The following is a 22859-nucleotide window of genomic DNA, read 5'->3' as shown; positions in this document are numbered from 1 at the left end:
GTAGCCGTACGGGAACGTGCGGCTGGATCACCTCCTTTAAAGAGTTTACCCCACCCAACCTTCTTGTTTTTCCCTTATTCTATTTACTGGGAGGGTGTCATGAAAAAACTGATTGCAACTGTTGTATTATTGTTTGTTGTGTCACAGGCAAGTGCAGGAACGTGGATTGGTTTTGGCAATTATATCCCGAGTTCGGATACAACATATGGTATTTTAAGTGCTTTGACTCCACGGGTTGTTGCAATAAGATGGGGCACAAATTTTAAAGTAGAACCTTCTATTACAGTTTCTTATTCTGGTTTGTCCAGCAATGGGTATTATAGTTTGGGTCCCATTGATACTTTTGATATTAGTCAAACATTATTGGCCTTTACAGTTAAAGGTATAGTTCCCGTTGTAGACCTTCAGAAATTATCTTTTTATGGATTTGGCGGGATAGGTTTTTCTTATAGCTCTGAGAAAACTACTTACCAGCAGACTTTTGGGGTCTATACAAAAGGTGATTACGACAAAGAAAGTGTTCTTGGATTCTTAATTCCCTTTGGAGTGGGATTACAGGTAAATCTTTCTAATACTGTGACTTTAGCCCTTGATTTTGAGTCTGGGCTTTCTTTTAACAAAGTTTCTGGAGAGCAGAAAAGAGGAAACACAACCACTGACTTAGGAAGTGCAAATTTATTTGATGTTGCCTTACAGAATCAGGTATTGAGATTTGTCTTGTTCTTTGGCATAAATTAATTTTTAATGGGCCTGTAGCTCAGTTGGTAAGAGCGTACGCCTGATAAGCGTAAGGTCGGTGGTTCGATTCCACCCAGGCCCATTTTTTATTTTATGAATACATTGTTTTTTCTTTTGGTCGTCTTATTTAATAGAAATGCCATTTTTATCAATCCCTATTTCTTAGATTTTGGTGTGCCTTTTTTCTCACCCTATAACCGGGCCCCAAAAGGTGGATCCCTTGACCTTGTTGACACTTCTTTAATATTTTTTGCTGGTAATGAAAAATTTTATGGGGGATTTTCATTTAACAGGTTACCGCAAAGATATGATTTTACCGTTGAAAATCCTTTTACCTTTTATGTCGGGACGCTGACCCACAGCGTCGGTTTTTGGGGATTTTCTTTAAGTGGTTTTAGTAGTTCTATAAAAAACTTCTCTTTCACCGATTTAATTAGTGAAAATGGAGTGAATCTTGTTATCCCGGCCTTGTATTACTCAAAGCGTCTGGGAAGGTCGGATATTATCTATTTTAGAGTAGCTTTTCCATGGTATAAAGAGGTGCTTGTTACACCCACAGATACTTTTAATTCAACAACAAAATTCTCCGGCGATTTTTCTGCGGCGTATTTTAAAGAAAACACTTTTCAGTGGCAATATTTGTTTATTGCGTCGTACTTTCTTCGTTATTACAATGAGAAGTATTCTACGATTCAAAACCTTTTAAATTATGACTCGACCAAAGTTTTTTCAAGATTCAACGCACGTTTATACGTGATTTATTCACCTTTTCAAAATACTTTTCTCTCATTAGGGCCCATTTTCGATTCTGAAAGCGATTCTTATTCTCTCTCAGCTGTCTTTTCTGCTCAATATGAGGTTTTGTTAAATTTATACCTTTACTTTGAGTATCTATATGGGTGTAAGTGGGCTATCCAAAGAACAGGCAATTTTGAGAGCAAATTTTTTGAAAATGATGTGAAGGGTCCCCTTTTAGGACTCAGATTTAGAAAGGATTTTTTACTTTTTGTTCTTGACTATTCTTTTGGTGATAGGAGTTTCAGTTCTATTTCGGTTAAGTTTGACTTAGTTAGGTAATGCGTCACTTTACCTTCCAGGATTTGAAAATTTTTGAGTTTGAGTTTAACAATTTTCGTCACGATATTGCCTTGAAATTTTTAAAAAACGACAGAAGTTTTTTTATTAAATTTAAGAATTCGGAAGTCTGTGTTAAGTTTTACTCCTCTTTCCCTGGTTATAGACTGGTTCACATCCCATGTAATCTCACGAGTGGAGCTGAAATTTTGACAGATCTCTTTCCTGCTAAGGTTTTAGCAGCTAAGATTTTAAATAACGATCGCATTTTTGGGATATGGTTGAAAAATAGGGAGCGTGAATTTGCAATAATTTTTGAACTCATAGGCTCATTGGCTAATCTTTTTGTAATAAACGAGGATGGCAAAGTAATCTATATTGGAAGGAGAGTTAAGGATAAGAGATCTTTAAGACCGGGAGTGATATACACGTTACCCGAAAAGAATCAAACGAAGGCACCACAATGGATCACCGAGGATCTGAAGCTATTTGAAATCAGGAGTGGATTTGTTTGTAAATTACCTGATGGTTTAGTTTTTGAAATTAAAAAACCAGTTTCGGATGCCTATTGTATCGAATATTTTCCATACACCTATGCTTTAGATGTTTATTTCAATGAGATTTACGGTCGAGAATTTAAGTCTGATTTTTCACCTACCCAACTGGATGAGATCATTTCCTATCTGGAGTCAAACTTTTCACCTGAAGATATTGTAGATGATGATTTTATTTTGTTTGACGGTATAAAGGTACCGGTTAAGAGGGGTACAAAGGTGTCCAAACTCATAGGTCACCTGAGAGCACGCCTTATTTCCTATACAAAATCCGATGAGAAAAAGATGTTTAAATCTTTTGAATTGAAGGGAATTAAAGAATTTAAGTCGCCTTCAGGAAAAAAAGTGCTTGTAGGTCGTTCTGCCCAGTCCAATCATAAAATCACTTTCAATTTAGCTAAGAGAGATGACCTTGTTTTTCATGTTTCTGGTTACAAAGGTGCCCATGTTCTTTTAGTAAGTGATGGAACTGAGGTGACTGAGGATGATATCAGATTTTGTGCTACCCTTGCTTTAAAATTTTCAGATGCAGGAAGTGGAAAATGGGAAGTTAGGTATGCACCAGCAAAGTTTGTATTCCGTTCCAAAAATATGCCTGCAGGGGCTTTTGTTTTTAAAAAGTATAAAAGCGTGGTCGTTGAGAAATGAATGATTTAGATGATCTTTTCCGTGAATTGACCAAGGTTTCAATTCCTCTTGATGAGGAAAAAAAGAAAAACTTTTTAAGATATTACGATCTTTTAATTCAATTCAACAGGGCTGTACATATGACTTCAAGACAAAGTCCCCAATTGAGTATCAGAAAAAATATGTATGATGTGGCGATATTGCACAGGTTCTTACCATCCTTTGAGTGTTTAATAGATCTGGGCGCTGGAGCTGGTTTTGCAGGAATTGTAACAAAGATTCTAAGGCCTGAAGTAAAAATAATTTTTGTGGAACGTAATTTAAAAAAAGCTTCATTTTTGTCTATTGTTTCTAAGGAATTGGTTTTTAACGATGTGGAAATTTTTTCTCAAGATTGGAATGATATTATCGCTGATGCTGATGTTGGTATATCCAAGGCGTCCTGTGGTCTTGATGAATTAATACTTTTAATGCCTCAACTTTTAAAACCAAAAGGGATTCTGGTTCATTATTCGTCTAAACCCTGCCAGAATGCCGATAAGTTTTACCAATTTTTTTCACCATACTCTAAACGTCGTAATTATTTGTGTGTTTTTTTCAACAAAATCAATGAAAGAAATGATAATGTTCCACGTGGAACATCCTTTTGATATTTTTGAGGTGATAAGTTATAATTTTAAACATGCCTGAGCCAAAGATTATTGCCATATCAAATCAAAAGGGTGGTGTTGGAAAAACAACAACCTGTACGAACCTTGGAGCCGCTTTGGGACAGCTTGGAAAAAGGGTTTTGATTGTTGATATGGATCCTCAGGCAAACACCTCCAGTGGTCTAAGATTTGGTGATGCCGAAAGGACTATATATGATGTATTGATTAACAAAATCAGCTTAAACGATGCTATTAAGAAGACGGAAGAAGACAATGTTTGGCTTGTGCCCTCCAATAAGTCTCTTGTGGGTGGTGAGGTAGAGTTTCGTGACCTTGAAGGTTGGCATTTTCTCTTGCGTAATGTCTTACGACCTGTTAAAGATTTTGATTATATCCTGATAGATACTCCTCCTTCTCTTGGTACATTAACGATTATGTCCCTTGTGGCTGCACACTCTGTTGTGGTTCCTGTCCAATGTGAATATTATGCTCTGGAGGGTCTCACTCAATTAATTAAAACTATAGTGCTCGTAAAGAACTCGTACAATCCGGAGCTTAAAATAGAAGGTCTGCTGTTGACTATGTATGACAAAAGGCTTAACCTTTCAAAACAGATTGAGGAGGAAGTGAGAAGGCATTTTGGAAGGAAGGTATTCAACACGGTGATTTATAGGAGCATTAGGCTTGCTGAAGCGCCAAGCTTTGGCCTTTCTATTTGTAAATATGCCCCCGATTCCTTAGGGGCTTTAAATTATATTGAGCTTGCCAAGGAGTTAGTATATGAGGAAGGCCTTAGGTAAAGGAATTGGAGCATTACTGCCGGATGCTGAGCTTGTTGAAAATGTCAGGCTGGTGGAAATTGACAAAATTTACAAAAATCCTTACCAGCCAAGAGAAGATGTAGAAAAGAACTTGGATCCATTGGTTGAGTCAATTAAAAAGCACGGGGTTCTCGAACCGATCCTTGTTAAAAAGGATGGTGAAAGGTATCAGCTTCTGGCTGGTGAAAGAAGATTTTTGGCAGCAAAAAAGGCTGGTCTTGATAAGGTGCCTGTTCGAGTTCTTGAAGTTGATGAACCTTCAACTGCAGAAATTGCTCTGGTAGAAAATTTGCTCAGAGAGGATCTTAATCCTTTGGAAGAAGCTACTGGCATTGAAACATTGATCAGTAAGTTCAACTATACCCACGAAAAGGTGGCACAAATTCTCGGTATAGATCGGGCTACCGTTACAAACAAATTGAGATTGCTTAAACTTTCTGATCACGTCAAAGAGTTGCTTAAAAATGGTTTGATAACAGAAGGCCATGCAAAACTATTGGTTTCTCTTGATGAAGCGATACAAACTAAGCTTGCTGATTTAACAGTCGAAAAAGGTTTGAGCGTAAGAGAGCTGGAGAGATATATTCGGAAGGAAAAGAAACCTTTGCACAAGAAGATTGAGGAAAAAACTGTGAAAATTACTTCTGTAAATACCGGTTTAAAAGTAACTTTAAAAATAAGTTCTTCCGGATCTGGTCAGGTTATAATCAAATTTAGGACGAGAGACGAGTTTTTGAAGATTGCCCACGCCCTCGGGCTTAAGCAGGAGAACTGATTAATGGTTTCTTTTATTTTGTTTTCATTGTTGTCATGGTACTCTTTTTTTAAGGTGAGTCCTTCTTTAGGAAACTATAAAGAAGGCTTATTTTTTAATGGTAATCCAGCCCAATTTAGAAATATAAAAAAATTAGTAGCAGTTTCTGGTGGGTTGTGGGATGAGTATAGCAAAATTGTTGATTTATCTTCGATTTGGAATGGCATAGGTTTCAATTTTGTGTTTTATAATTTCGGGGATTTCAGATACAGTGGATTTGTGCCCGATGACGAGACAAATCTGCGCTATTCTGCTTTTGCTTATAAGATTGGTTTTGGATATTCCATCGCTTTCGACAGAAACCTTTATTTTGGCATCTTACCGCAGTATCAGAGGTTTGAATATTACAACCAATACGCTGAAGGGTTCACAATGAATATTGGTATTCTGCACCTTATTAGGGGTTTGCGCCTATATTACGAAATTTTTCTTAGAGATTTTGGCCTTTCCTCTTCGGAGGGTTATAACTTTCCCGGCACTTTTAATGCTGTTATTGGCTTTAGTCCACGCCAGTACATTGTTTTGAACTATTTGTACACCAAAGAAATTTCAAATGGAATTGGCGATTTCATTGCGAAAGGTGTAGTTCACAGGTTAGGGGCTGCGTATAGTTATAAAGATTTGTTAAACCCTTCAATAGCACTTTATCTTGGTGATGAATTGAGGTTATTCAACATCGGTCTTAAGTTCAAGTTTTTGAAAAATGCCTTTGTTTATTACAATTTTACTTTCAGAAAATCAGGTTTTTCACCAATTCATAATTTTACCGTGGGGGCTGAATGAGATGTTTTACCTTGAATTTGAAAGGCCTATTTATGAGATTGAAAAAGAAATTGCGGAGCTAAAAAAGCTCGCAAAGGATAATTTAAATCTATGGAGTGAAGTGAGAGAACTGGAGGAGAAGGCCACGAAGCTGAGAGAAAAAATTTATTCAAATCTTTCAAGGTATCAAAAAGTTCAGATTGCAAGACATCCGGACCGCCCTCACAGCTCTGATTACATAAAAATGATCTTTTCAGATTTTATGGAAATTCATGGTGATAGGGCTTTCGGCGATGATCCATCAATAATAACTGGGTTTGCCACAATTGATTCCTTTAAGGTCATCCTTATCGGTCAGGAAAAGGGTAAAACCACTCAGGAAAAAATACGCAGAAATTTTGGTATGCCTCATCCCGAAGGTTATAGGAAAGCGATGAGAGTCATGAGACTCGCTGATAAATTCGGTTTGCCCATCGTTACGCTTGTTGATACTCCGGGAGCTTATCCGGGTGTGGGGGCGGAAGAGAGGGGGCAAGCACAGGCAATTGCTGAAAGTATCCGGACGATGCTGCAGGTAAGTGTTCCAATTATCGTTGTAATTATTGGTGAAGGTGGGTCTGGTGGCGCTCTCGCAATTGCTGTTGGAAATCGTGTTCTTGCGCTGGAGCACTCAATCTATTCTGTAATTTCTCCGGAAGGATGTGCATCTATTCTTTGGAGGGATGCTTCCAAGGCTAAGGAAGCTGCGGAGGCGTTGAAACTCACAGCTCAAGACCTATATGAGTTCGGTATAGTTGATGAAATTATACCTGAGCCCCTTGGCGGAGCTCACTGGGAACCTCAACAGACTGCGGAAAATCTGAAAAAATCTCTGATTGAAAACTTAAAAAGGTATGAGAGCTTTGATAGGGAACAAGTTTTGAAAGAAAGGCGTGAAAAATTTAGGAAATTCGGAGTTATTATGGGCGAGTAATGCCTGAACCTCTTTTTTCCAGAGGGATTCCTGCTTTACAGAGTGGGCATTCTGCAGGTTGATAAGTTATGGCTTCAGTTTTGTAAATAGAGATGAGGGGGGTTAATTCTTTGGGGGTTTTAGAAGACCTATCAATCAAAACAAAGAAACCCACTATTTGATTTCTGTAGTTTTCAAGAAATCTGAGCATTTTAGAAAAGGACCCACCTGTGGTGAGAACATCATCACAAAGTAAAATTTTATCCTTCTCACTTATTTTAAAATCTCTTTTCAAAACCAGTAAATCATTTTCCTTCTCCATATAAAAAGCTTTAATTTTTAGGATTCGCGCTACGGCGAAGGCCACAAGGGCACCTCCTGTAAGTGGCCCTATGCAAAGTGTTGGCTCAAATTTTTTTATTTCCTGAATTTTAATTTCTACGATTTTCGAAATCAATGCCGGCTTTTCAAGTAACCTGAATTTTTCAAAGTATGTATCCGAGTGGAGGCCGCTGGATAAAAGAAAGTGACCCTTCAAGATAACGCCGTTCTCTTCCAGAATCTTTTCAATGTTCATCGGAAAACTTAATAGATTTGAAAATTATAAGTCCCCTTAAAATGTATTCAATTTTATCTTGGATTTGTGGGTAATAGATACCGTAGTCCATCATGTAAAACTTACCATTACGGTTAAAAGAGATGTTAATAAATCCACCTCCCAAGGTATTTTTATTATTTTGCCACGCACCTACAAGAACTATAGCGGGTATATTTTTTATTCCTATAGTGTCTACCTTTAAGGTTGATTTTAAAATGGAGTCTCCATCGTAGAATAGGGTAGTCAGGGAATCCCTCAATTTCATCAAGTACTTTGCATCATATGGTTTTTCCTTTTCGTAAGTGTAACAAAATATAAATCTATCTGGGTAGTGTTTATAAAGGGTAAAAAAGTTGGCTTCGTGGACCTTATAAACCCAGCCAGGCGAGAGTTTAAAGGTAAAGCCATGGGATTTAAGTATTTTTTTAGAAAGTTTTTTATCAACACCGAGAAAATATTCTTTCTCTTCTAAAAACTTTGAGTAGTTTTCTAAAAGCTTTTCTTTAATTGTGGGTGCATATTCCCTCAAAAGTTTAAGAGCTGAATCTTTTGTAGGGGCGTATATTCCAAAAACAATGTCACCCTGAGAGAATACATCGGAGCGGTAAAAAACACCTGTTCGAAGGGAGGGGAAAACCCTCTTGTAAAACTCTTCGTTGGGAGAATCCTTAAAGGAAAATATTACGATGTTTTTATAGTTAATGTAGGTAATAAACTGTTGATAGCTGATGGGGCTAATTCTGAATAAGGGGGATTCATGGGGAGTATAAAAAGTATCATTTATTAGAGTATCAAGTAGCGCAATTTTGTCAGGAATAGCATCACAGATGAAAATAACTTCGTTTTCTTCACCCGTTGGCCTGTAAGATGACCTCCTTTGACAGGCAATTGATGCCATTAAGAAACTCAACAAAATAATTTTACGCAACATAAAGTTCATCTCCCTCCAAAATCTTTTCTAAGTGAACCCTAATTTCAGGTATTTGCATGATTCGCCATTTGTTTTTTAATAATTGTAAGGCCTCAATTTTAGATTTTTCAATATACTCCCTGTCTTTGGAGAGGTGTAGAATGCGGAAACCACCAAATCCATGTTGCTTTTTGCCGAGGAATTCGCCGGGCCCCCGAAGTTCTAAATCTATTTCGGCCAGTTTGAAGCCATCATTGCATGTTTCTAATGCTTTAAGCCTTTTTTCCGCTTCTTCTGTGACTTTTTCGTTTCTTATTAAAATACAGTAGGACTTCTTTTCACTTCTCCCCACACGTCCTCTGAGCTGATGCAGTTGAGCTATACCAAAACGTTCCGCATTTTCAATAATAATAATTGTCGCATCTGGGACATCGATTCCAACTTCGATAACAGTCGTTGCAACGAGTAAATTGATTTCTCCTGTTCTGAATTTGAGCATTGCCTCCCTTTTTATATCCGTTGGAAGGCGACCATGGAGAAGCCCGATTTTAACGTGTTCCGGAGCAACGGACAAAAGACTTCTGTAAATTTCTTCGCAGGCTTTAATTTCAAGGGATTCAGATTTTTCAATGATTGGGGATATAATGTAAGCCTTGTTTCCTTCTTTAATCTTATCAAACAACCACTTATAAATATCACTTCTTTTTTTAACTGTTCTTACAGCAGTAACAATTTTGCCCCGATTAATGGGTTTTTCATCAAGAACGCTTATATTGAGGTCTCCATAGAAGGTAAGAGCAAGGGTTCTGGGGATTGGAGTGGCTGTCATCACGAGAAAATGCGGCGTAAAATTTTCTGATTTTTCCAAAAGTTTTCCCCTCTGAAGTACACCAAATCGGTGTTGCTCATCAACAATGGCGACCGCGAGATTTTTGAATTTAACATCTTCCTGGATCACCGCATGGGTACCGATTACGATTTGGGCTTCACCCGATGAAACAAGATTAAGTAGATGCTCTCTTGTTCTTTTTGTAACCCCTCTGGATAGTAAAATGGTTTTTATATTAAGGTCCTTTAAAAAGTCGTTCAACACGATAAAGTGTTGTTCAGCAAGGGGCTCTGTGGGAGCCATAAGGGTAGCTTGATAACCATTTTGTACCGCAATTAGCATAGCATAGAGGGCAACGATTGTTTTACCGGATCCAACATCTCCTTGCAGGAGGCGGTGCATTGGTTTTTTTGAATTGAGGTCGTGCTCAATCTCTTTGATTACCCTTTTTTGAGCATTCGTGAGTTGAAATGGAAGGCTATTTAGAAACCTTTGTGTGAGTTCTCCTTTTGGGTTTAATGGAACAGCATTTTTTAGGGCCTGTTCTTTTTTCCAATTGATTTTTAAAAAGAAGTAGAAGGCCTCTTCAAAAACAAGAGTATCTCTGGCACGGTATGCTTCTTCAAAGCTTTCAGGAAAGTGTATTTTTTTTAAAGCCTCTTTTCTTGAATAAAGGCCGTATTTTTCCCTTATAAAAAGTGGCAAAGTTTCTTCTATAACTAATCTTTCGTCATTTATTAAATTGTAAATAATTTGCCTGAGAACCCTTGTGTCAAGATTTTCCGTTTGAGGATAAATGGGTACTATCGAACCCCCAATTAATTCTTCAATCCCCTTTTTGCCTACAATTGCATATTCGGGGTGTATGAAAACCATTTTTCCTGAAAACTTGTCCTGGGAGACTCTTCCACTTATGATAACCTCGTCTCCCACACTAAATCGTTTTGCAATGTCTGGAATTGTCCAGAAGGCTTCCACCCAGCCACTTTCATCTTCAATTATGATTGATGCGCCTTCTTTGCCTATCATTCTTCTTGGGCCAACTAATACCACATAGCCTCTGACTGTACAATTGGTATTGGGTGTAAGATGGTTAATTTTGGTAATCTGCGTTCTGTCTTCATATCTTCTTGGTGCAAAATAAAGGAGGTCGTAAACGGTCAAAATATCAAGCTTTTTAAGAAGTTGAGCCCTTTGAGGTCCAACGCCCTTAACGTACTGAACCGGAGTATCCAGAGATATTTCTACAGGTTTCTGTTTACCCATCCGAGATATGCCGAAACCATCAGAAATTTGTAAATTTCAAGGAAACTCGACGATGAGAAAGAAACCTTCCGCCCGTTTACAAGAACTACACCTGGTATCTGCGAGATGAGGTAGGCTGCGCTGGTGTCATTTACCTCAATCTCTATTGTGAATGGTGGTCGTAACTCAGCATGTTTAGTTGTTTTTATAGATTCAAGGGCAGATTTGATAGCCCTGTTGTATTGCTCAACTAAGCTTTTGTATGGCACCATCTGGGCTGAGTGCCTGCTAATTGCTTTTTTTGTAATGACAAATTGAGTGTCTGGAAAGAATGATTTGGAAAAATTCACAAGAACGTCGTCACCGGAAATAAGTATCACGGGTACCCTGTAATATCCTGCAAGCATACCATTGATTTCCGCCTCTCCAACTTTTTTACCATTTATTGAGATTTCGTAAAAGGTAGAAGAAGAGTAAGAGTGGTCCATCTGGCCAGGCAGAACACCTACAGGAGCATGATATCCAATAAAGAGCACACCGTCAAAGGATTCATCAAGACCTTCCATCATATAATAATTACGGGGAAATCCCCTTATTAGAGACACATCCTCAGGAAGTTTAGAAACCAGCAAATTGTCTCCTTGACCATGAGAGTCGGCAATAACTACTTCTGCGTTTTTCGCATATTTCTTGATAAAACTAAGAACAAGATTTAATTCCTGTGTCATAAGTTCTGAAACCCTTTCCTTCGGCTCTCTCCAGGATGTGAGCCCCCAAATACCTTCCATGTCTATGGATATGTATAGTTTCATTGTCCTACTCTCCTTAACGTTACAAAGAAGAAAAAATCGCAGTCATACTTAGAACCATCAATGTAAATACCATATTTCTTTTCCCAAAACTCAATTCCCTTCATTTTTATTGTCTCAATTATAAAATCTTTTCGATGTTTTAAAAAGTCTTTTATCAGCTCTTCATTCTCTTCAGGATTGACAGTACAAGTCATATAGCAAAGATAGCCGTTTCGGCTAACCAAGTGGGCAGCAGTATTCAACAGTTTACGTTGTAGTTCTTTCAGAGTTTCTATTTTCTTAACACCCATTCTTGTTTTTATTTCTGGTTTTCTTCTCAATGTGCCAAGTCCAGAGCAGGGAGGGTCAAGAATCACCACATCAAAAGTATTTTTAAATGTAGTTTTTACTGCTGCATCAGAACAAACAAAAAAGTGGTTTTGCAGGGTAAAATTTTCTTTCGCCCTTCTGAGCTTCTTTAAATTTATGTCATTAGAGATTATAAAAACGTCTGGATATCGTTTTGATAGATACGATGATTTCAAGCAAGGAGCAGAAGTTAAATCCAAGTATGTTCCACGTGGAACATATGGGATTAGGTGCTGGGCAATTTGTGTGGAAAGGTCCTGAAAAATTGGATTTTCACACTCTTGACATTGTGCTAAGGCAGTAACATTTTTAACTAAAAAAGTTTCTGGAAATAGAACATTTTCAAGTCCACAATTAGATGCAGAAATTGAACTTATAGCCTCGTTGTTAATCAGACTGTCACAGCGGATGTAAACTTTGTGGGTTTGAAGGGAGTGATTCAGTACTTTTTTTAAAAATTCGGGATGGAGTTTTCGACTCAGGTAGTTGTAAAGTTCTTTGCTTATCGAAAACTCCTCATGAGGCTCAAACTCTATCTTTTTCGCATTCCGCTGGATATTTCTCAAAAGCGCATTGAGAAGTTTTGAAAACCTCGTGTTTGTTATTTTTTTAGTAATTTCAACGTAACTATGAATTGTAGCGTATTCTGGTATCTTCGAAAGAAATAGGAGTTCATAGATAGAAACAAGGATTAAAGCCTGTTGAACCGCATTAAAGGAATTTAAATTTGATTGGACAAGATAAGTGTTTGCAACCTTGCACAATTTTATGTAATTTTTCACAGTGCCGTAAACAAGCTCCGTCATTAATTCGGAATCTCTGGTGTCTTTTAAAGTCTTATAATAGGACCTTATAAGCGGTGTGACCCAGGCATTGTTTTCAATAAAACGTTTTACTATTTCAACAGCTATTTGTCGAGGGTTATTCATTTAAGATTTTGAAAATATCACAGAGGTTGTCAATTACATAATCAGCAAGATAGGAAAACTCTTGATTAATTGGAGTTTTTATCAAGATTGTTTTAAGTCCTAACTTTTTTCCTAATTCCAAATCTTCACGACGGTCACCAACGAAATAAGAATTTGAAGGCTCCATTTCGTATTTTCTTAGCAGTACTTTCAAGAAATAGCTCCCCGGCTTGCGGCAGTTACAGTGCTCGTTGGGATGGTGATCACAATAGAAAATTTCAGAAATATGAATTTTCTCGGTTTTTAGTCTCATTAAGAGTTCACGATGAATTTCTTCTATTCTATTTCTTGAATAATAGCCTCTTTTTGTTCCAGACTGATTGGTTATAATAAACAGTCTGTACCCCTTTGAAAGCAGGAACCTTAAAGTATCAAAAGCACAGGGCAAGAATCTTATCCCCATTGGAGTAGAAAGATAATGCTTGTTTACTATTAAAGTTCCATCACGATCAAAAAGAAAGGCTTTCATTTTTCAAAAAACCAACAAACCCCATAAGTGCAACGGCTCGGTGAGAAATTTTGTTTTTCAAAGCAAGAGTTAATTCACCAAAGGTCCTTCCGAGTTTTGGGTACAAAAAAATAGGGTCATACCCAAATTTGTTTTCACCTCTTTCTTCTGTAAGTATGTAACCTTCAACGAGGCCAGTAAAGTAGTGAACTTCACCAGAGGAATTTATATAGCAAATAACTGTCTTAAAATATGCAAATCGCTTTTCAAAGGGAAAGCGTCTGACAATTTCAATGAGTTTTTTTCTGTTTTCTTCGTATGTAGCTGATGTTCCTGCAAATCTTGATGATCGTATTCCGGGAATCCCGTCTAAGAAAGGCAAGAAAAGTCCTGTATCGTCAGAAAAAACCGGGTGAAATCCTGCCTCGTAAAGATGTCTTGCCTTTTTAAAGGCATTCTCTTCAAGGGTAAGACCATCTTCCACGTCTTTCAACTCAAGGGGAGATGGAACAAAACTTAAGCTCACGCCGTGTCTATTAAAAAAATCCGAAAACTCTTCTAATTTATTAGGGTTGTTGGTCGCAATGAAAATTTTACGGTAGCTCAATTTGTGTTTCTACTAAAAAGGCATCAGGATAACCATTCTCCCTAAGGAAATCTCTAAATCTTTCAGCTTCCTCACGGGTTAGGAAGTTTCCTACCCTTATTTTATAAGGCACATTGTCAATCCCTGGAATATATTCTAAGTAAACAGGTACGTTGAGTCTTAGTTTTGCATCTTGATAAGCCAGTTCGGCTTTGGACCTGTCAGCAAAAGCAAATATCTGAACACGCCAGCCCTGTGCTAACTTAACGGGCTTCTGAGTGACAATTGGCCCGGGAGTTACCTTTATAGCAGTGTCGACAACAACCGGTTTAATGGTATCAGCTTTTGTGGTAGGTTCAATAGTAATAACTCTCTCACCTTCAGCTGTTTTCCTTACAGCACAAGAAGAAAAAGTTAGAAACAAAATAAAAGCAAGCCCGGTGATCTTCTTCATGACCTTTTTTCTCCGTATTTTTTCTGGAACTTCTCGATCTGGCCGGTAAAGTCTGTGGTCACTGCCTTTCTTGCCTGTCCTGTATAAAAGGGATGGCATTTAGAACAGATTTCCACTTTAATCTCTTTTACCGTTGAACCTGTGATAATCTCGTTTCCACATGCACACCTTATTACAGCGTCTTTATAATATGTTGGATGAATATTTTTTTTCATTTTTCCCTCCTATTATAGTTATTAATGAATTATACAGCAGAAAGTTTGTTAAATCCAATGTTTTAGCGAACTTATTCCTCAAATAGAGGCTCTTCTGCTATGCTCTTTAGATATTTGCCATAATCTGTGTTGAATTTTTTTGCTAAATTTAAAAGTTGTTCTCTGCTTATGTAGCCCATTCTGTAAGCGACCTCTTCGATACATGCAATATAGAAACCTTGTCTATCTTGAATGGTCTTGACAAAATTTGAGGCATCAATAAGCCCGTCATATGTTCCCATATCAAGCCATGCAAAGCCACGACCAAGAACGTACACTTTAAGTTCATTTAAGAGTAAATATTGCCTGTTTATGTCTGTAATTTCTAACTCCCCGCGCCATGAAGGCTTCAGATTCTTAGCAAACTCTACAACCTTCTCATCGTAGAAATAAAGACCTGGAATTGCAAGGTTAGATTTCGGTTTTTTAGGCTTTTCTTCGATGGATACAGGCCTATTTTCCCTATCAAGCTCGATGACCCCATAACTCCTTGGGTCTTTCACAGGATAGCCAAAAATCACTGCACCTTTTTCAAGTGTAGCAGCTTCTTTCAGGATTTGCCCAAAGCCTCGACCATAAAATATATTGTCGCCAAGTATGAGAGCACATTTATCTCCCTTTATGAATTCCTCTCCTACTATAAATGCATCAGCAATTCCACGTGGTTTCTCTTGTATTGAGTAAGAAATTCTGAGGCCTAAATGTGATCCGTCGTCAAATAGCCTCTTGTACAGATTGACATATTCGGGGTTTGTAATAATGAGGATTTCTCTTATTCCTGCGAGCATCAGTGTAGAAAGAGGATAATAGATCATTGGCTTGTCATAAACGGGCAGTAATTGTTTGCTTACTGCCAGAGTAATTGGATATAAACGCGTTCCAGAACCACCTGCAAGTATTATACCTTTCATAGAGATATTATAACGCGTGTTTTCAGAAAAATAATGATTCAAAAAGAAGCTGCATTAAATTAAGATGACCGATACGCGAAGGATTTTACTATTTCCCCCCACAGCATAGTAATATGATTGCCAATTTTTCTTCTGATGCTCACAACGTGTGTAACCTTAACAAATATGTAGGTACTTTATAGAAAACGTCCTGGAAAGGTTTTTCTAGAGTTTAACAAGTGATAAGATAAATCGGTGTGATCTTCACGAATAGCCACGAGGATATAAAGGTAGAGTGAGGAATAAAAGTGAAAAAAAGATATTGTCCTCTTTGAAGTTTGGTCTATATTTGTTTCTTCCAAGTTGATTATTAGAATGATATTGCTCAATCTGTGCAAAAATTTATAAAAAAGAGCTTCCAGTTTTAAAACGGGAGGTACAATGAGAAATTTTGCACGCCATAGTTAGTTGGATTAACTTTTCTCTGCATTTCTATTCACATACTACGAGAAAAATTCTGTTGTGATTCCACGTTAAGCTGTTGTGGGCGTCTTTTGAACATCCTTTCCTGGTTTTGCAATGTCTGATAATCTCAGTTTTTTACACGGTTATTTCGTGAGTCATGATGCAGAATTTCTTATGCTTTTAAGGGCAGTGCTCTTGACAAACCCCACTTTTTAGTGTATATTTGAAAAAACAAAAGAGGAGGTAGTGCAATGAAATATAAAAGCTATCTAATGTTGGTAGCAATGGCGCTGTTATTAGCGTTCAGTATGTGTAGAAAACAGGAAGAAGAAGAGAACGAATATCCGAGCATAACTTCGTTCTTTACGATTCAAGATGCCACTCAACATGATGGTTCAATGCCCGATCCCCGGGGTTCAGACTCTGAGAGGCCTGTGATAACTAGTGTTTCTGGCAACAGCTATATAGTCCCTGGAGGTACTAATATCATTTCTGTAAGTGGTAATGATCCACAGGGTGACATAAAATACCTGCTTGTTGGTGTTGATGAAGCTTCAGGATACTTCTCGGTAAACTTTGCAGGTGATTCAATTCGTATAACACTTACATTGAGCAATTCTATACCAAGAGATACCTTCATAATTCTCTTTAGTCTTGAAGATGAAGCCGGTAATGTTAGTGCAAGAAAGACGCTTGTAGTCCAAGAAGCTCAGGTGCAGAGAGGAAAACTTGAAATATCACTTTCGTGGGATCTCTTAAATGATATTGACCTTCACGTTATTCAGCCCGACAGTGAGGAAATATATTACGGGCATACCATGAGTGATGAGGGGGGATATCTTGACCTAGATTCTAACGCAGGTTGTGCTATTGATAGTGTCAATAACGAACATGTGATTTACCCTGACACGGCTACAATACTGACTGGTACTTATATTGTAAAAGTAGATTTCTACTCTGATTGTGTTGGTTCAGGTGTTACACATTATGCAGTTAGTGCAAGATACAACGGTGAACTGATAAATCCTATTTCTGGAAGCAATCCTGCAGAAGGCACTTTCGAAGCGGGTACAGATGACCATGGTGGTGCCGGTTCTGGTGTTGAAGTAATGCGGTTCAATATTTCAGGCGGATCAAAAGTGTATGCTTTTAGATTTCCTCATCGGCAAGAGACAAGTGCAAAATCTACCAAGTCATGTAAATCTTGTGACAGAGTGAGATAGAACATTTAGCAGATCCTTAAGTTCCTGAGGCCCGCATTTGCGGGCCTTTTTTTAAACTTCATTTTACAGATAGAATGTTGACTTTATAAAATCTGCTTTCGTTGTGAATATAACATTGCTCCTTCCTGTAAACAGTGTGAATTACCGCTTCATATAGTTTTTCCAAGCAGTGATGGCGGATTCTGCTGGAATTTTAAGGTAATTCAGCTATTAGACGAGTCGTGGAATTTTAGTTATAATATGGTAAGCGAGCAAAGTATGCTCCTGGACGCAAGGCTAATGGTGAAGGGAGTATCCAGGCGATATAGTTAAGGTTTTTACAGGAAAGAAAATGAGGAGGTTGGAGATTTTCTTTGTACCTTTATCTGGCATTGTATTTCTGAAGGCTATAGTAAAATCACCGGTTAGGAGAAATCTTCGCTATAGTACATAGTGAATACCTATAAGTTTTCAGAATGGTCGTTACTTCAGGATATAGCAGGTTATACGGCTTTTAGCGAAAAGTTAAGTAGGACTGGTCGTAAGCCCTCTCGTTTCCCTCTATATAAGGCTTAAAAGGCATGACCTGCTCGTACAGCTGGTGAACAGGCTGAGCCCTGTGTATGATTTCCACGGGGTTGAGATGGTGTATTTGTATCTGGGATTTATGTATTTTGGTGATAAAAAACATGCTGAGGAAGTCTGGGAAAAATGAGTGAAGATGAGAGGCTACTTTCACGGATTATTTGGCTGTCTGTGGGTGGTAAATTAAGAGAATCTTATGAAATTTGTAAGGAACATGGATTTAAATTCGGCTGGTGTTTGAACTTGAAACGCTTTTTTGGAGAAACGGACAGGATTCATTTCATGAGGACTGATATTCTTTTAAAAGCACTCTATTCTGGTATCACTACGGAAAAAGAAAGGAAGGAGCTCAGGCATGTTATAAAGTACCTGGGAGACATACCGTTAAATGCAATTCTTATTGAAAAACTGAAAAGTAAAATTTAAGCCTTTGTAAATTTTTTGTTACTAATCGTAGTGCTTTATTTGTAGAGGTTTATCAAAAATAACCCGAACAATTTACTTGACTGTTTTCCCCCACCAACTTTATATTACGTTAACCTTCTAAATTTAAAAAGTGAGGAGTTGTATGAAGAGGTGGGGCTTAGTAACCATAATACTCATAATACTGACAGTAATAGGCAGCACTGGAGTGAATGCGGAGTCTGTAAATAATAATGGCTCGTGGGACAAATACGAAGGGATCAAAAGATATGAGGAGATAATAGGTGGAATCCTACCCTTCAAAAGAAAAATAAATGAGGAAGTTAAACAACGAATCAACCCTGATACTCTTCCACATACTACGAAAATGTGGAAAAAGGAATATAAACTAAGAAAAGGTTTAGGGTCTATACGAGCGATAGAGGCAGAGAGTGAATATACAATAGATACAATGGGTACGACCATCCTTGATACTTTCGGATTACACTACGGAGTTGCGGTTGGCAAAGACACCACTTTTGGAATATTAGCTTTTACCGTTGGTAAAGATATTATTTCTATTTTAGCTTGTAAGGTATATCAAGATAGTTTGGGGCGGCTTACTGAGGAAGCTGCAATGACGAAAGAAGGGAGTCGTGAAATAATCAATGCAAAGGTAAGAGCAATGGATGATTCGCTAACGCTTATACACGGTATATGGATATTCCGTGACACAACAAGAGGTTTAAAGCAAATCTTTGAAGGTGACATTAACACAGAGAGCGAAGAAGTGCCGGTTGTTTATGAAGAGATGTCCAATTTTGTAGGTGAAAATAACTTTTTCTATGTTGACCCTACAAAGACGCCGCCTCTTGAATTACTGGATGAGTTTTGCAGAGAAGTTCTGGGAGAGGAAAAAGCAACACAAACAAATTATGCATATGTGGCTCTGAGCGCATTATGCGCTACAGCAATATCTACTGAGATACCAGGTGGATGGGGCCTTATTGCAGGGATTTCATATAGTGTATTAAATCAGGCTATTATGGATTTTCTTAATAATCTTCCTCCTCGCAATCCTTAAGATATAAATTGGCCTGATATTTGGACTGATTTTTACTCATATTTGAAAGCAATGCAATACTCTTCACCAGCTGATGCTACCTATATATGGGAGTGGTGGAACTTCTAATTGCTCTTTTTGATTTTACTAATATGGGGTGATATAATCAAACCATGGATAAGAAATATTTAAAAGAGTTTGCAATTCGATTCTTAGTGGTGGTGCTGTACACAATCTTTTCGTTTGCTTCCGGAATACGTGCTCTCTGGTTTCTTCCAAACATTGTTCTTTGGGGGATATTCTGATGGAGTTTACCAACATAATGTTCTTCTATTCAGCAGGAGTCACCCTTAAAAGGGCGCGGTTAGGCTTACTCCTGATAATTTTAATGTTTTTGAATTTGTCTATTCTTTATCAATTTTTCAAAATTAACTTTTCCATATCTATGATTAATTTGATATTTTTATATACCGCTATAGCAGCTGGCATGCGAGAAGTTCGTTTTATAAATTTAGAAAAAAATGGGAAAAACTGGACAAAATGGGAAGAAATCAGGGTTTATTTGGCTGTCGAACTGTGGTTTCTTCTTTTACTCTGGACTATCAAGTGCGGGGAAATAATACAACGTAAATTGGGATAAGGGGAAGCTCTGCAGTTATATTAAATATCGTTTACCACAGGTTGCACGTATTCTTATATTGATAAGCTTACGCAACTTTTAATCTTTGCTGCGTTAAATAAAATTAGTTGTAATAATCAGTTGCATGCCCAATGATGAGTTTGCTCTAAAAATTGAAAGTTCCGGTGATTTGAATTAAAATTTAGCAATACTTTGAGGAGGTTTATCGTGGATATTCAGAAGTTTAAAAAAATCCTGCTTCAAGAAAAGGCGAAGATTTTGGAAATTCTATCAACGGAGAAGGAACTAATTGCCAAAACCCAAGATGAGTGGTCGGAACCAAAGGATCCTGAAGACTTAGCCAATTTAACTATGTCGGATGATCTGAGAAAAAAGATTTATGAGAACGAGTTTCAGAAACTTAACGAAATTGAAGAGGCTTTAGAAAGAATTGCAATGGGTAAGTACGGTATCTGCGAAAGGTGTGGCGGTGCGATAGAGGAGGAGAGGCTTGAATTAATACCTTGGACAAAATACTGCTCCACCTGTTCGAAAAATATTGGACGGGGCAGGTAATAAATGATGTTTGAGGAGAACGGAAATTCCAGAGAAATTCTCACATTAATAGAAGACGAGATCAGGTCCTCCTATATTGATTACGCGATGAGCGTGATCATTGGGAGGGCTTTACCAGATGTAAGAGATGGCCTTAAGCCTGTGCAACGACGTATTCTTTACTCAATGAGGGAATTGGGTTTACTGCCCAATCGTCCATTCAGAAAGTCCGCTACAGTTGTTGGTGAAGTAATCGGTAAATACCATCCCCACGGTGACCAGTCAGTTTATGAGGCTCTCGTTCGGCTTGCTCAGGACTTTACAATGCGATATCCCCTTATCCAGGGGCAAGGAAACTTTGGCTCTATTGATGGCGATCCACCGGCGGCCTACCGTTACACCGAAGCAAGGCTATCTCCAATAGCCCTTGAGCTCCTTGAAGGGCTTGACGAAGAAGCAGTAGACTTCGTCCCTAATTTTGATGGCAGACTTCAAGAACCCGTTGTACTGCCTGCCAAGTTTCCTAACCTCTTATGTAACGGGAGCTATGGTATTGCCGTTGGTATGGCTACAGAAATACCTCCCCATAATCTCTCGGAAGTGATAGATGCGCTGGTTGCCTTAATTGAGAATCCTGACATTTCTGCAGAAGATATAATGCACTATTTGAGGGGCCCTGATTTCCCAACTGGTGGAATAATTGTAGGAACAAAAGGAATAAGAGATGCTTACCTTACGGGCTCTGGCACGATAATGGTAAGAGGTAAATATCATGTTGAAGAGAAGCAGGGGGGCAGGATAAACATAGTATTCACCGAAATTCCATACAGAGTAAGCAAAGCTAACGTGATAGCGAAGATAGCAACCCTCGTCAAAAATGTAGTTATAACGGAGATTTCTGAAGTCAGGGATGAATCTGATAAGGAGGGATTGAGATTAGTAATTGAATTAAAGCGTGGCGCTGACCCAGATGTCGTTGTCAACAAACTATTTAAGCATACTCAGCTTCAGGAAAGTTATGGACTTAATTTTCTCGCTCTCGTAGACAATGTTCCTAAGATTTTAAACATAAAAGACCTCTTGGTTGAATACTTGAAACACCAGGAGAATGTAACACGGAGAGTAATTAGCTACCGTTTAAGAAAAAGAGAAGAAAGGGCTCATATTCTTGAGGGATTTAAGAAAGCCCTAGAACATCTTGACGAAATTATAGAACTCATTCGTTCTTCAGAGGATCAAAAAGCGGCAAAAGAGCGTTTAATTGAAAAATTTGAGCTGACAGAAGTACAGGCTCAGGCTATCCTCGATATGAAACTTGGTAATTTAACAAAATTGGATAGAAACAAAGTGGAAAAAGAGTATGAGGAGTGTATAAAAGAAATAGCGCGTTTTAGGGAGATACTCGGGAATAGACAGCTTTTGATGGAGGAAATTAAGAAACAATTCCTGGTACTTAAAGAGAAATATGGAGATGATAGGAGGACGGAGATTGCAGAGGGTGAATTAAAACCCTTTGAAGTGGAAAAATTGATACCCGATGAGCCTGTCATTGTTACTATTACCCACAAAAACTACATAAAGAGAACCCCTGTTGTTTCCTTTAGGGCGCAGAGGAGAGGCGGTAGAGGAAAGAGGGGAATAAAGACTTATTCCGATGATTATCCTGTTTCAATCATTTTAAGTTCAAATCACAACTACCTTTTACTATTTACGAATCTGGGAAGATGCTATCAGATCAAGACTTATGAAATTCAAGAGGGCGGACTTCAAGACAAAGGTATTTCTCTTAGGAGGCTTATTAATCTAAAGGATGAGGAGAGGGTAATAGCAGCCCTTTCTCTTAAAAGGGATGAATTCAATAAGGAAAAATATCTTCTATTTGCTACTTCCCGTGGATTAGTAAAGAGAACGCCATTAAGTCTCTTTGCAAAAATAGGCAAACCTGGAAAGCGGGCAATCAACCTAAAAGAAAATGATCGTGTGGTAGATGTGGTAATCACGAGCGGAGATGACGAAATTGTTATTGCTAAGGATTCAGGTAGGGCTACAAGATTCAGTGAAAGGGAAGTCCCTGTTCACAGCGAGTTAGCATCAGGTGTCAAAGGAATTAAACTGGCTAAAGGGGAAACCGCTGTTTCAATGGTTAAGGTGACTCCTGGAAGGGAGATCTTAACAATCACTGAAAATGGCTATGGAAAGCGTTTTGATCCACAGGAGATCCCAATTCACCATAGGGGTGCGGGTGGAGTCAAGATTCTTGCTGGAATGCATAAGACAGGTAAATTGAGAAAACTCGGAATGGTGAACGAAAATGATCATATCATTCTTTTAACGCAGAGTGGGAAGGTTATCAGATTAAAGTCTTCTGAGATAAATCTGCAAAAACGTGCATCTATGGGAACAAAATTAATGGATACCAATGAAGACGATATAGTAGTTGATGTGGAAATAATTCCACACGAGAAAGAATTCGAGGAGGAAGAGATATTTTAACGAAATTTATTCTAACTGCATTAATTGCTAAGGATGCTGGTATTCTCCCATCCTTATTAATTCCTGGGTACCATTTGTTCGCCGAAAAAAATGAAAGGGGTTATGTTTATGTTGCTTCTGAAATTCTCCTTATCTCTTACT

24 protein-coding genes and 1 tRNA gene are annotated in these 22859 nt (G+C 38.0%); 15 read left to right on the top strand and 10 right to left on the bottom strand.

Annotation, left to right across the window (positions count from 1 at the left end):
- Positions 1-99 precede the first annotated feature (99 nt).
- The 9 genes from QMD82_05980 to QMD82_05940 all read left to right on the top strand — a co-directional run bounded on the left by QMD82_05980 (position 100) and on the right by QMD82_05940 (position 7013).
- Positions 100-738, top strand: a complete 639-nt coding sequence (locus QMD82_05980; protein MDI6851466.1) for a hypothetical protein — start codon at positions 100-102, stop codon at positions 736-738.
- 8 nt (positions 739-746) lie between these two features.
- Positions 747-820 (top strand) — tRNA-Ile (locus QMD82_05975).
- Positions 821-852: 32 nt separating this feature from the next.
- The gene (locus QMD82_05970; GenBank protein ID MDI6851465.1) at positions 853-1815 is read left to right on the top strand and encodes a hypothetical protein; all 963 of its coding nucleotides are present in this window, start codon (positions 853-855) and stop codon (positions 1813-1815) included.
- Between the two features lie 206 nt (positions 1816-2021).
- Complete coding sequence (locus tag QMD82_05965) at positions 2022-3014, top strand: NFACT RNA binding domain-containing protein (protein ID MDI6851464.1); 993 nt, start codon at positions 2022-2024, stop codon at positions 3012-3014.
- Positions 3011-3643 carry a class I SAM-dependent methyltransferase gene (locus QMD82_05960; protein MDI6851463.1) on the top strand — a complete coding sequence of 211 codons (633 nt, stop codon included), beginning with the start codon at positions 3011-3013 and terminating at the stop codon, positions 3641-3643. Before QMD82_05965 ends, QMD82_05960 begins: the two co-directional genes overlap by 4 nt.
- A gap of 32 nt (positions 3644-3675) precedes the next feature.
- Positions 3676-4443 carry an AAA family ATPase gene (locus QMD82_05955; GenBank protein MDI6851462.1) on the top strand — a complete coding sequence of 256 codons (768 nt, stop codon included), beginning with the start codon at positions 3676-3678 and terminating at the stop codon, positions 4441-4443.
- Positions 4424-5239: a ParB/RepB/Spo0J family partition protein gene (locus QMD82_05950; GenBank protein ID MDI6851461.1), complete on the top strand. Its 816-nt coding sequence runs from the start codon at positions 4424-4426 to the stop codon at positions 5237-5239. The genes QMD82_05955 and QMD82_05950 overlap by 20 nt, the downstream gene beginning before the upstream one ends.
- A gap of 3 nt (positions 5240-5242) precedes the next feature.
- On the top strand, positions 5243-6061 hold the full coding sequence (locus tag QMD82_05945) for a hypothetical protein (GenBank protein MDI6851460.1): 819 nt from the start codon (positions 5243-5245) through the stop codon (positions 6059-6061).
- Positions 6054-7013, top strand: coding sequence for an acetyl-CoA carboxylase carboxyltransferase subunit alpha (locus QMD82_05940; GenBank protein ID MDI6851459.1), 960 nt, complete (start codon positions 6054-6056; stop codon positions 7011-7013). The genes QMD82_05945 and QMD82_05940 overlap by 8 nt, the downstream gene beginning before the upstream one ends.
- Here the strand turns inward: QMD82_05940 and pyrE are convergent.
- From pyrE to rfbA, 10 genes are all read right to left on the bottom strand, one after another.
- Positions 7000-7569 (bottom strand): orotate phosphoribosyltransferase, encoded by a 570-nt coding sequence (pyrE, locus tag QMD82_05935; protein ID MDI6851458.1) that lies wholly within the window; start codon positions 7567-7569, stop codon positions 7000-7002. The genes QMD82_05940 and pyrE overlap by 14 nt on opposite strands.
- The gene (locus QMD82_05930; protein ID MDI6851457.1) at positions 7559-8521 is read right to left on the bottom strand and encodes a DUF4837 family protein; all 963 of its coding nucleotides are present in this window, start codon (positions 8519-8521) and stop codon (positions 7559-7561) included. Before QMD82_05930 ends, pyrE begins: the two co-directional genes overlap by 11 nt.
- A complete protein-coding gene (gene recG / locus QMD82_05925; GenBank protein MDI6851456.1) occupies positions 8511-10595 on the bottom strand; it encodes an ATP-dependent DNA helicase RecG in 2085 nt (694 codons plus the stop codon). The genes QMD82_05930 and recG overlap by 11 nt, the downstream gene beginning before the upstream one ends.
- Positions 10574-11386 carry a M55 family metallopeptidase gene (locus tag QMD82_05920; protein MDI6851455.1) on the bottom strand — a complete coding sequence of 271 codons (813 nt, stop codon included), beginning with the start codon at positions 11384-11386 and terminating at the stop codon, positions 10574-10576. Before QMD82_05920 ends, recG begins: the two co-directional genes overlap by 22 nt.
- Positions 11383-12663, bottom strand: a complete 1281-nt coding sequence (locus tag QMD82_05915; GenBank protein MDI6851454.1) for a transcription antitermination factor NusB — start codon at positions 12661-12663, stop codon at positions 11383-11385. The genes QMD82_05920 and QMD82_05915 overlap by 4 nt, the downstream gene beginning before the upstream one ends.
- Positions 12656-13171, bottom strand: a complete 516-nt coding sequence (locus QMD82_05910) for an HAD family hydrolase (protein MDI6851453.1) — start codon at positions 13169-13171, stop codon at positions 12656-12658. Before QMD82_05910 ends, QMD82_05915 begins: the two co-directional genes overlap by 8 nt.
- Complete coding sequence (rdgB, locus tag QMD82_05905) at positions 13152-13757, bottom strand: RdgB/HAM1 family non-canonical purine NTP pyrophosphatase (protein MDI6851452.1); 606 nt, start codon at positions 13755-13757, stop codon at positions 13152-13154. Before rdgB ends, QMD82_05910 begins: the two co-directional genes overlap by 20 nt.
- Positions 13744-14190 carry an SPOR domain-containing protein gene (locus QMD82_05900; protein MDI6851451.1) on the bottom strand — a complete coding sequence of 149 codons (447 nt, stop codon included), beginning with the start codon at positions 14188-14190 and terminating at the stop codon, positions 13744-13746. Before QMD82_05900 ends, rdgB begins: the two co-directional genes overlap by 14 nt.
- Positions 14187-14405: a 50S ribosomal protein L31 gene (gene rpmE, locus QMD82_05895; protein MDI6851450.1), complete on the bottom strand. Its 219-nt coding sequence runs from the start codon at positions 14403-14405 to the stop codon at positions 14187-14189. The genes QMD82_05900 and rpmE overlap by 4 nt, the downstream gene beginning before the upstream one ends.
- A 71-nt stretch (positions 14406-14476) precedes the next feature.
- Positions 14477-15355 (bottom strand): glucose-1-phosphate thymidylyltransferase RfbA, encoded by an 879-nt coding sequence (gene rfbA, locus QMD82_05890; protein MDI6851449.1) that lies wholly within the window; start codon positions 15353-15355, stop codon positions 14477-14479.
- A 695-nt stretch (positions 15356-16050) separates the two neighbouring features.
- Between rfbA and QMD82_05885 the strand changes: the two genes are divergently transcribed.
- The 6 genes from QMD82_05885 to gyrA all read left to right on the top strand — a co-directional run bounded on the left by QMD82_05885 (position 16051) and on the right by gyrA (position 22718).
- Positions 16051-17022 carry a hypothetical protein gene (locus QMD82_05885; protein ID MDI6851448.1) on the top strand — a complete coding sequence of 324 codons (972 nt, stop codon included), beginning with the start codon at positions 16051-16053 and terminating at the stop codon, positions 17020-17022.
- A 690-nt stretch (positions 17023-17712) separates the two neighbouring features.
- Positions 17713-18012: a hypothetical protein gene (locus QMD82_05880; protein MDI6851447.1), complete on the top strand. Its 300-nt coding sequence runs from the start codon at positions 17713-17715 to the stop codon at positions 18010-18012.
- 142 nt (positions 18013-18154) lie between these two features.
- Positions 18155-19072, top strand: a complete 918-nt coding sequence (locus tag QMD82_05875; protein MDI6851446.1) for a hypothetical protein — start codon at positions 18155-18157, stop codon at positions 19070-19072.
- A 283-nt stretch (positions 19073-19355) separates the two neighbouring features.
- Positions 19356-19691 (top strand): hypothetical protein, encoded by a 336-nt coding sequence (locus tag QMD82_05870; GenBank protein ID MDI6851445.1) that lies wholly within the window; start codon positions 19356-19358, stop codon positions 19689-19691.
- A gap of 192 nt (positions 19692-19883) precedes the next feature.
- A complete protein-coding gene (locus QMD82_05865; protein MDI6851444.1) occupies positions 19884-20246 on the top strand; it encodes a TraR/DksA C4-type zinc finger protein in 363 nt (120 codons plus the stop codon).
- Between the two features lie 3 nt (positions 20247-20249).
- Positions 20250-22718, top strand: coding sequence for a DNA gyrase subunit A (gyrA, locus tag QMD82_05860; GenBank protein MDI6851443.1), 2469 nt, complete (start codon positions 20250-20252; stop codon positions 22716-22718).
- Positions 22719-22859: the final 141 nt, after the last annotated feature.

It is taken from the genome of bacterium (genome assembly GCA_030019025.1).
In the GTDB taxonomy this organism is placed as follows: Bacteria; Hydrothermota; Hydrothermia; order UBA1063; family UBA1063; genus UBA1063.
Note: the sequence above shows the minus strand (reverse complement) of the source record. Positions and strands in the feature narration are given on the sequence as shown.

Coding starts and splice junctions, on each gene's coding strand:
- QMD82_05880 (MDI6851447.1), top strand. CDS start 17,713: ATGAGTGAAGATGAGAGGCTACTTTCACGGATTATTTGGCTGTCTGTG.
- QMD82_05870 (MDI6851445.1), top strand. CDS start 19,356: ATGGAGTTTACCAACATAATGTTCTTCTATTCAGCAGGAGTCACCCTT.
- pyrE (MDI6851458.1), bottom strand. CDS start 7,569: ATGAACATTGAAAAGATTCTGGAAGAGAACGGCGTTATCTTGAAGGGT.
- QMD82_05930 (MDI6851457.1), bottom strand. CDS start 8,521: ATGTTGCGTAAAATTATTTTGTTGAGTTTCTTAATGGCATCAATTGCC.
- rfbA (MDI6851449.1), bottom strand. CDS start 15,355: ATGAAAGGTATAATACTTGCAGGTGGTTCTGGAACGCGTTTATATCCA.
- QMD82_05980 (MDI6851466.1), top strand. CDS start 100: ATGAAAAAACTGATTGCAACTGTTGTATTATTGTTTGTTGTGTCACAG.
- QMD82_05945 (MDI6851460.1), top strand. CDS start 5,243: ATGGTTTCTTTTATTTTGTTTTCATTGTTGTCATGGTACTCTTTTTTT.
- recG (MDI6851456.1), bottom strand. CDS start 10,595: ATGGGTAAACAGAAACCTGTAGAAATATCTCTGGATACTCCGGTTCAG.
- QMD82_05950 (MDI6851461.1), top strand. CDS start 4,424: ATGAGGAAGGCCTTAGGTAAAGGAATTGGAGCATTACTGCCGGATGCT.
- QMD82_05915 (MDI6851454.1), bottom strand. CDS start 12,663: ATGAATAACCCTCGACAAATAGCTGTTGAAATAGTAAAACGTTTTATT.
- QMD82_05960 (MDI6851463.1), top strand. CDS start 3,011: ATGAATGATTTAGATGATCTTTTCCGTGAATTGACCAAGGTTTCAATT.
- QMD82_05875 (MDI6851446.1), top strand. CDS start 18,155: ATGAAGAGGTGGGGCTTAGTAACCATAATACTCATAATACTGACAGTA.
- QMD82_05900 (MDI6851451.1), bottom strand. CDS start 14,190: ATGAAGAAGATCACCGGGCTTGCTTTTATTTTGTTTCTAACTTTTTCT.
- rpmE (MDI6851450.1), bottom strand. CDS start 14,405: ATGAAAAAAAATATTCATCCAACATATTATAAAGACGCTGTAATAAGG.
- QMD82_05910 (MDI6851453.1), bottom strand. CDS start 13,171: ATGAAAGCCTTTCTTTTTGATCGTGATGGAACTTTAATAGTAAACAAG.
- gyrA (MDI6851443.1), top strand. CDS start 20,250: ATGATGTTTGAGGAGAACGGAAATTCCAGAGAAATTCTCACATTAATA.
- QMD82_05955 (MDI6851462.1), top strand. CDS start 3,676: ATGCCTGAGCCAAAGATTATTGCCATATCAAATCAAAAGGGTGGTGTT.
- QMD82_05920 (MDI6851455.1), bottom strand. CDS start 11,386: ATGAAACTATACATATCCATAGACATGGAAGGTATTTGGGGGCTCACA.
- QMD82_05885 (MDI6851448.1), top strand. CDS start 16,051: ATGAAATATAAAAGCTATCTAATGTTGGTAGCAATGGCGCTGTTATTA.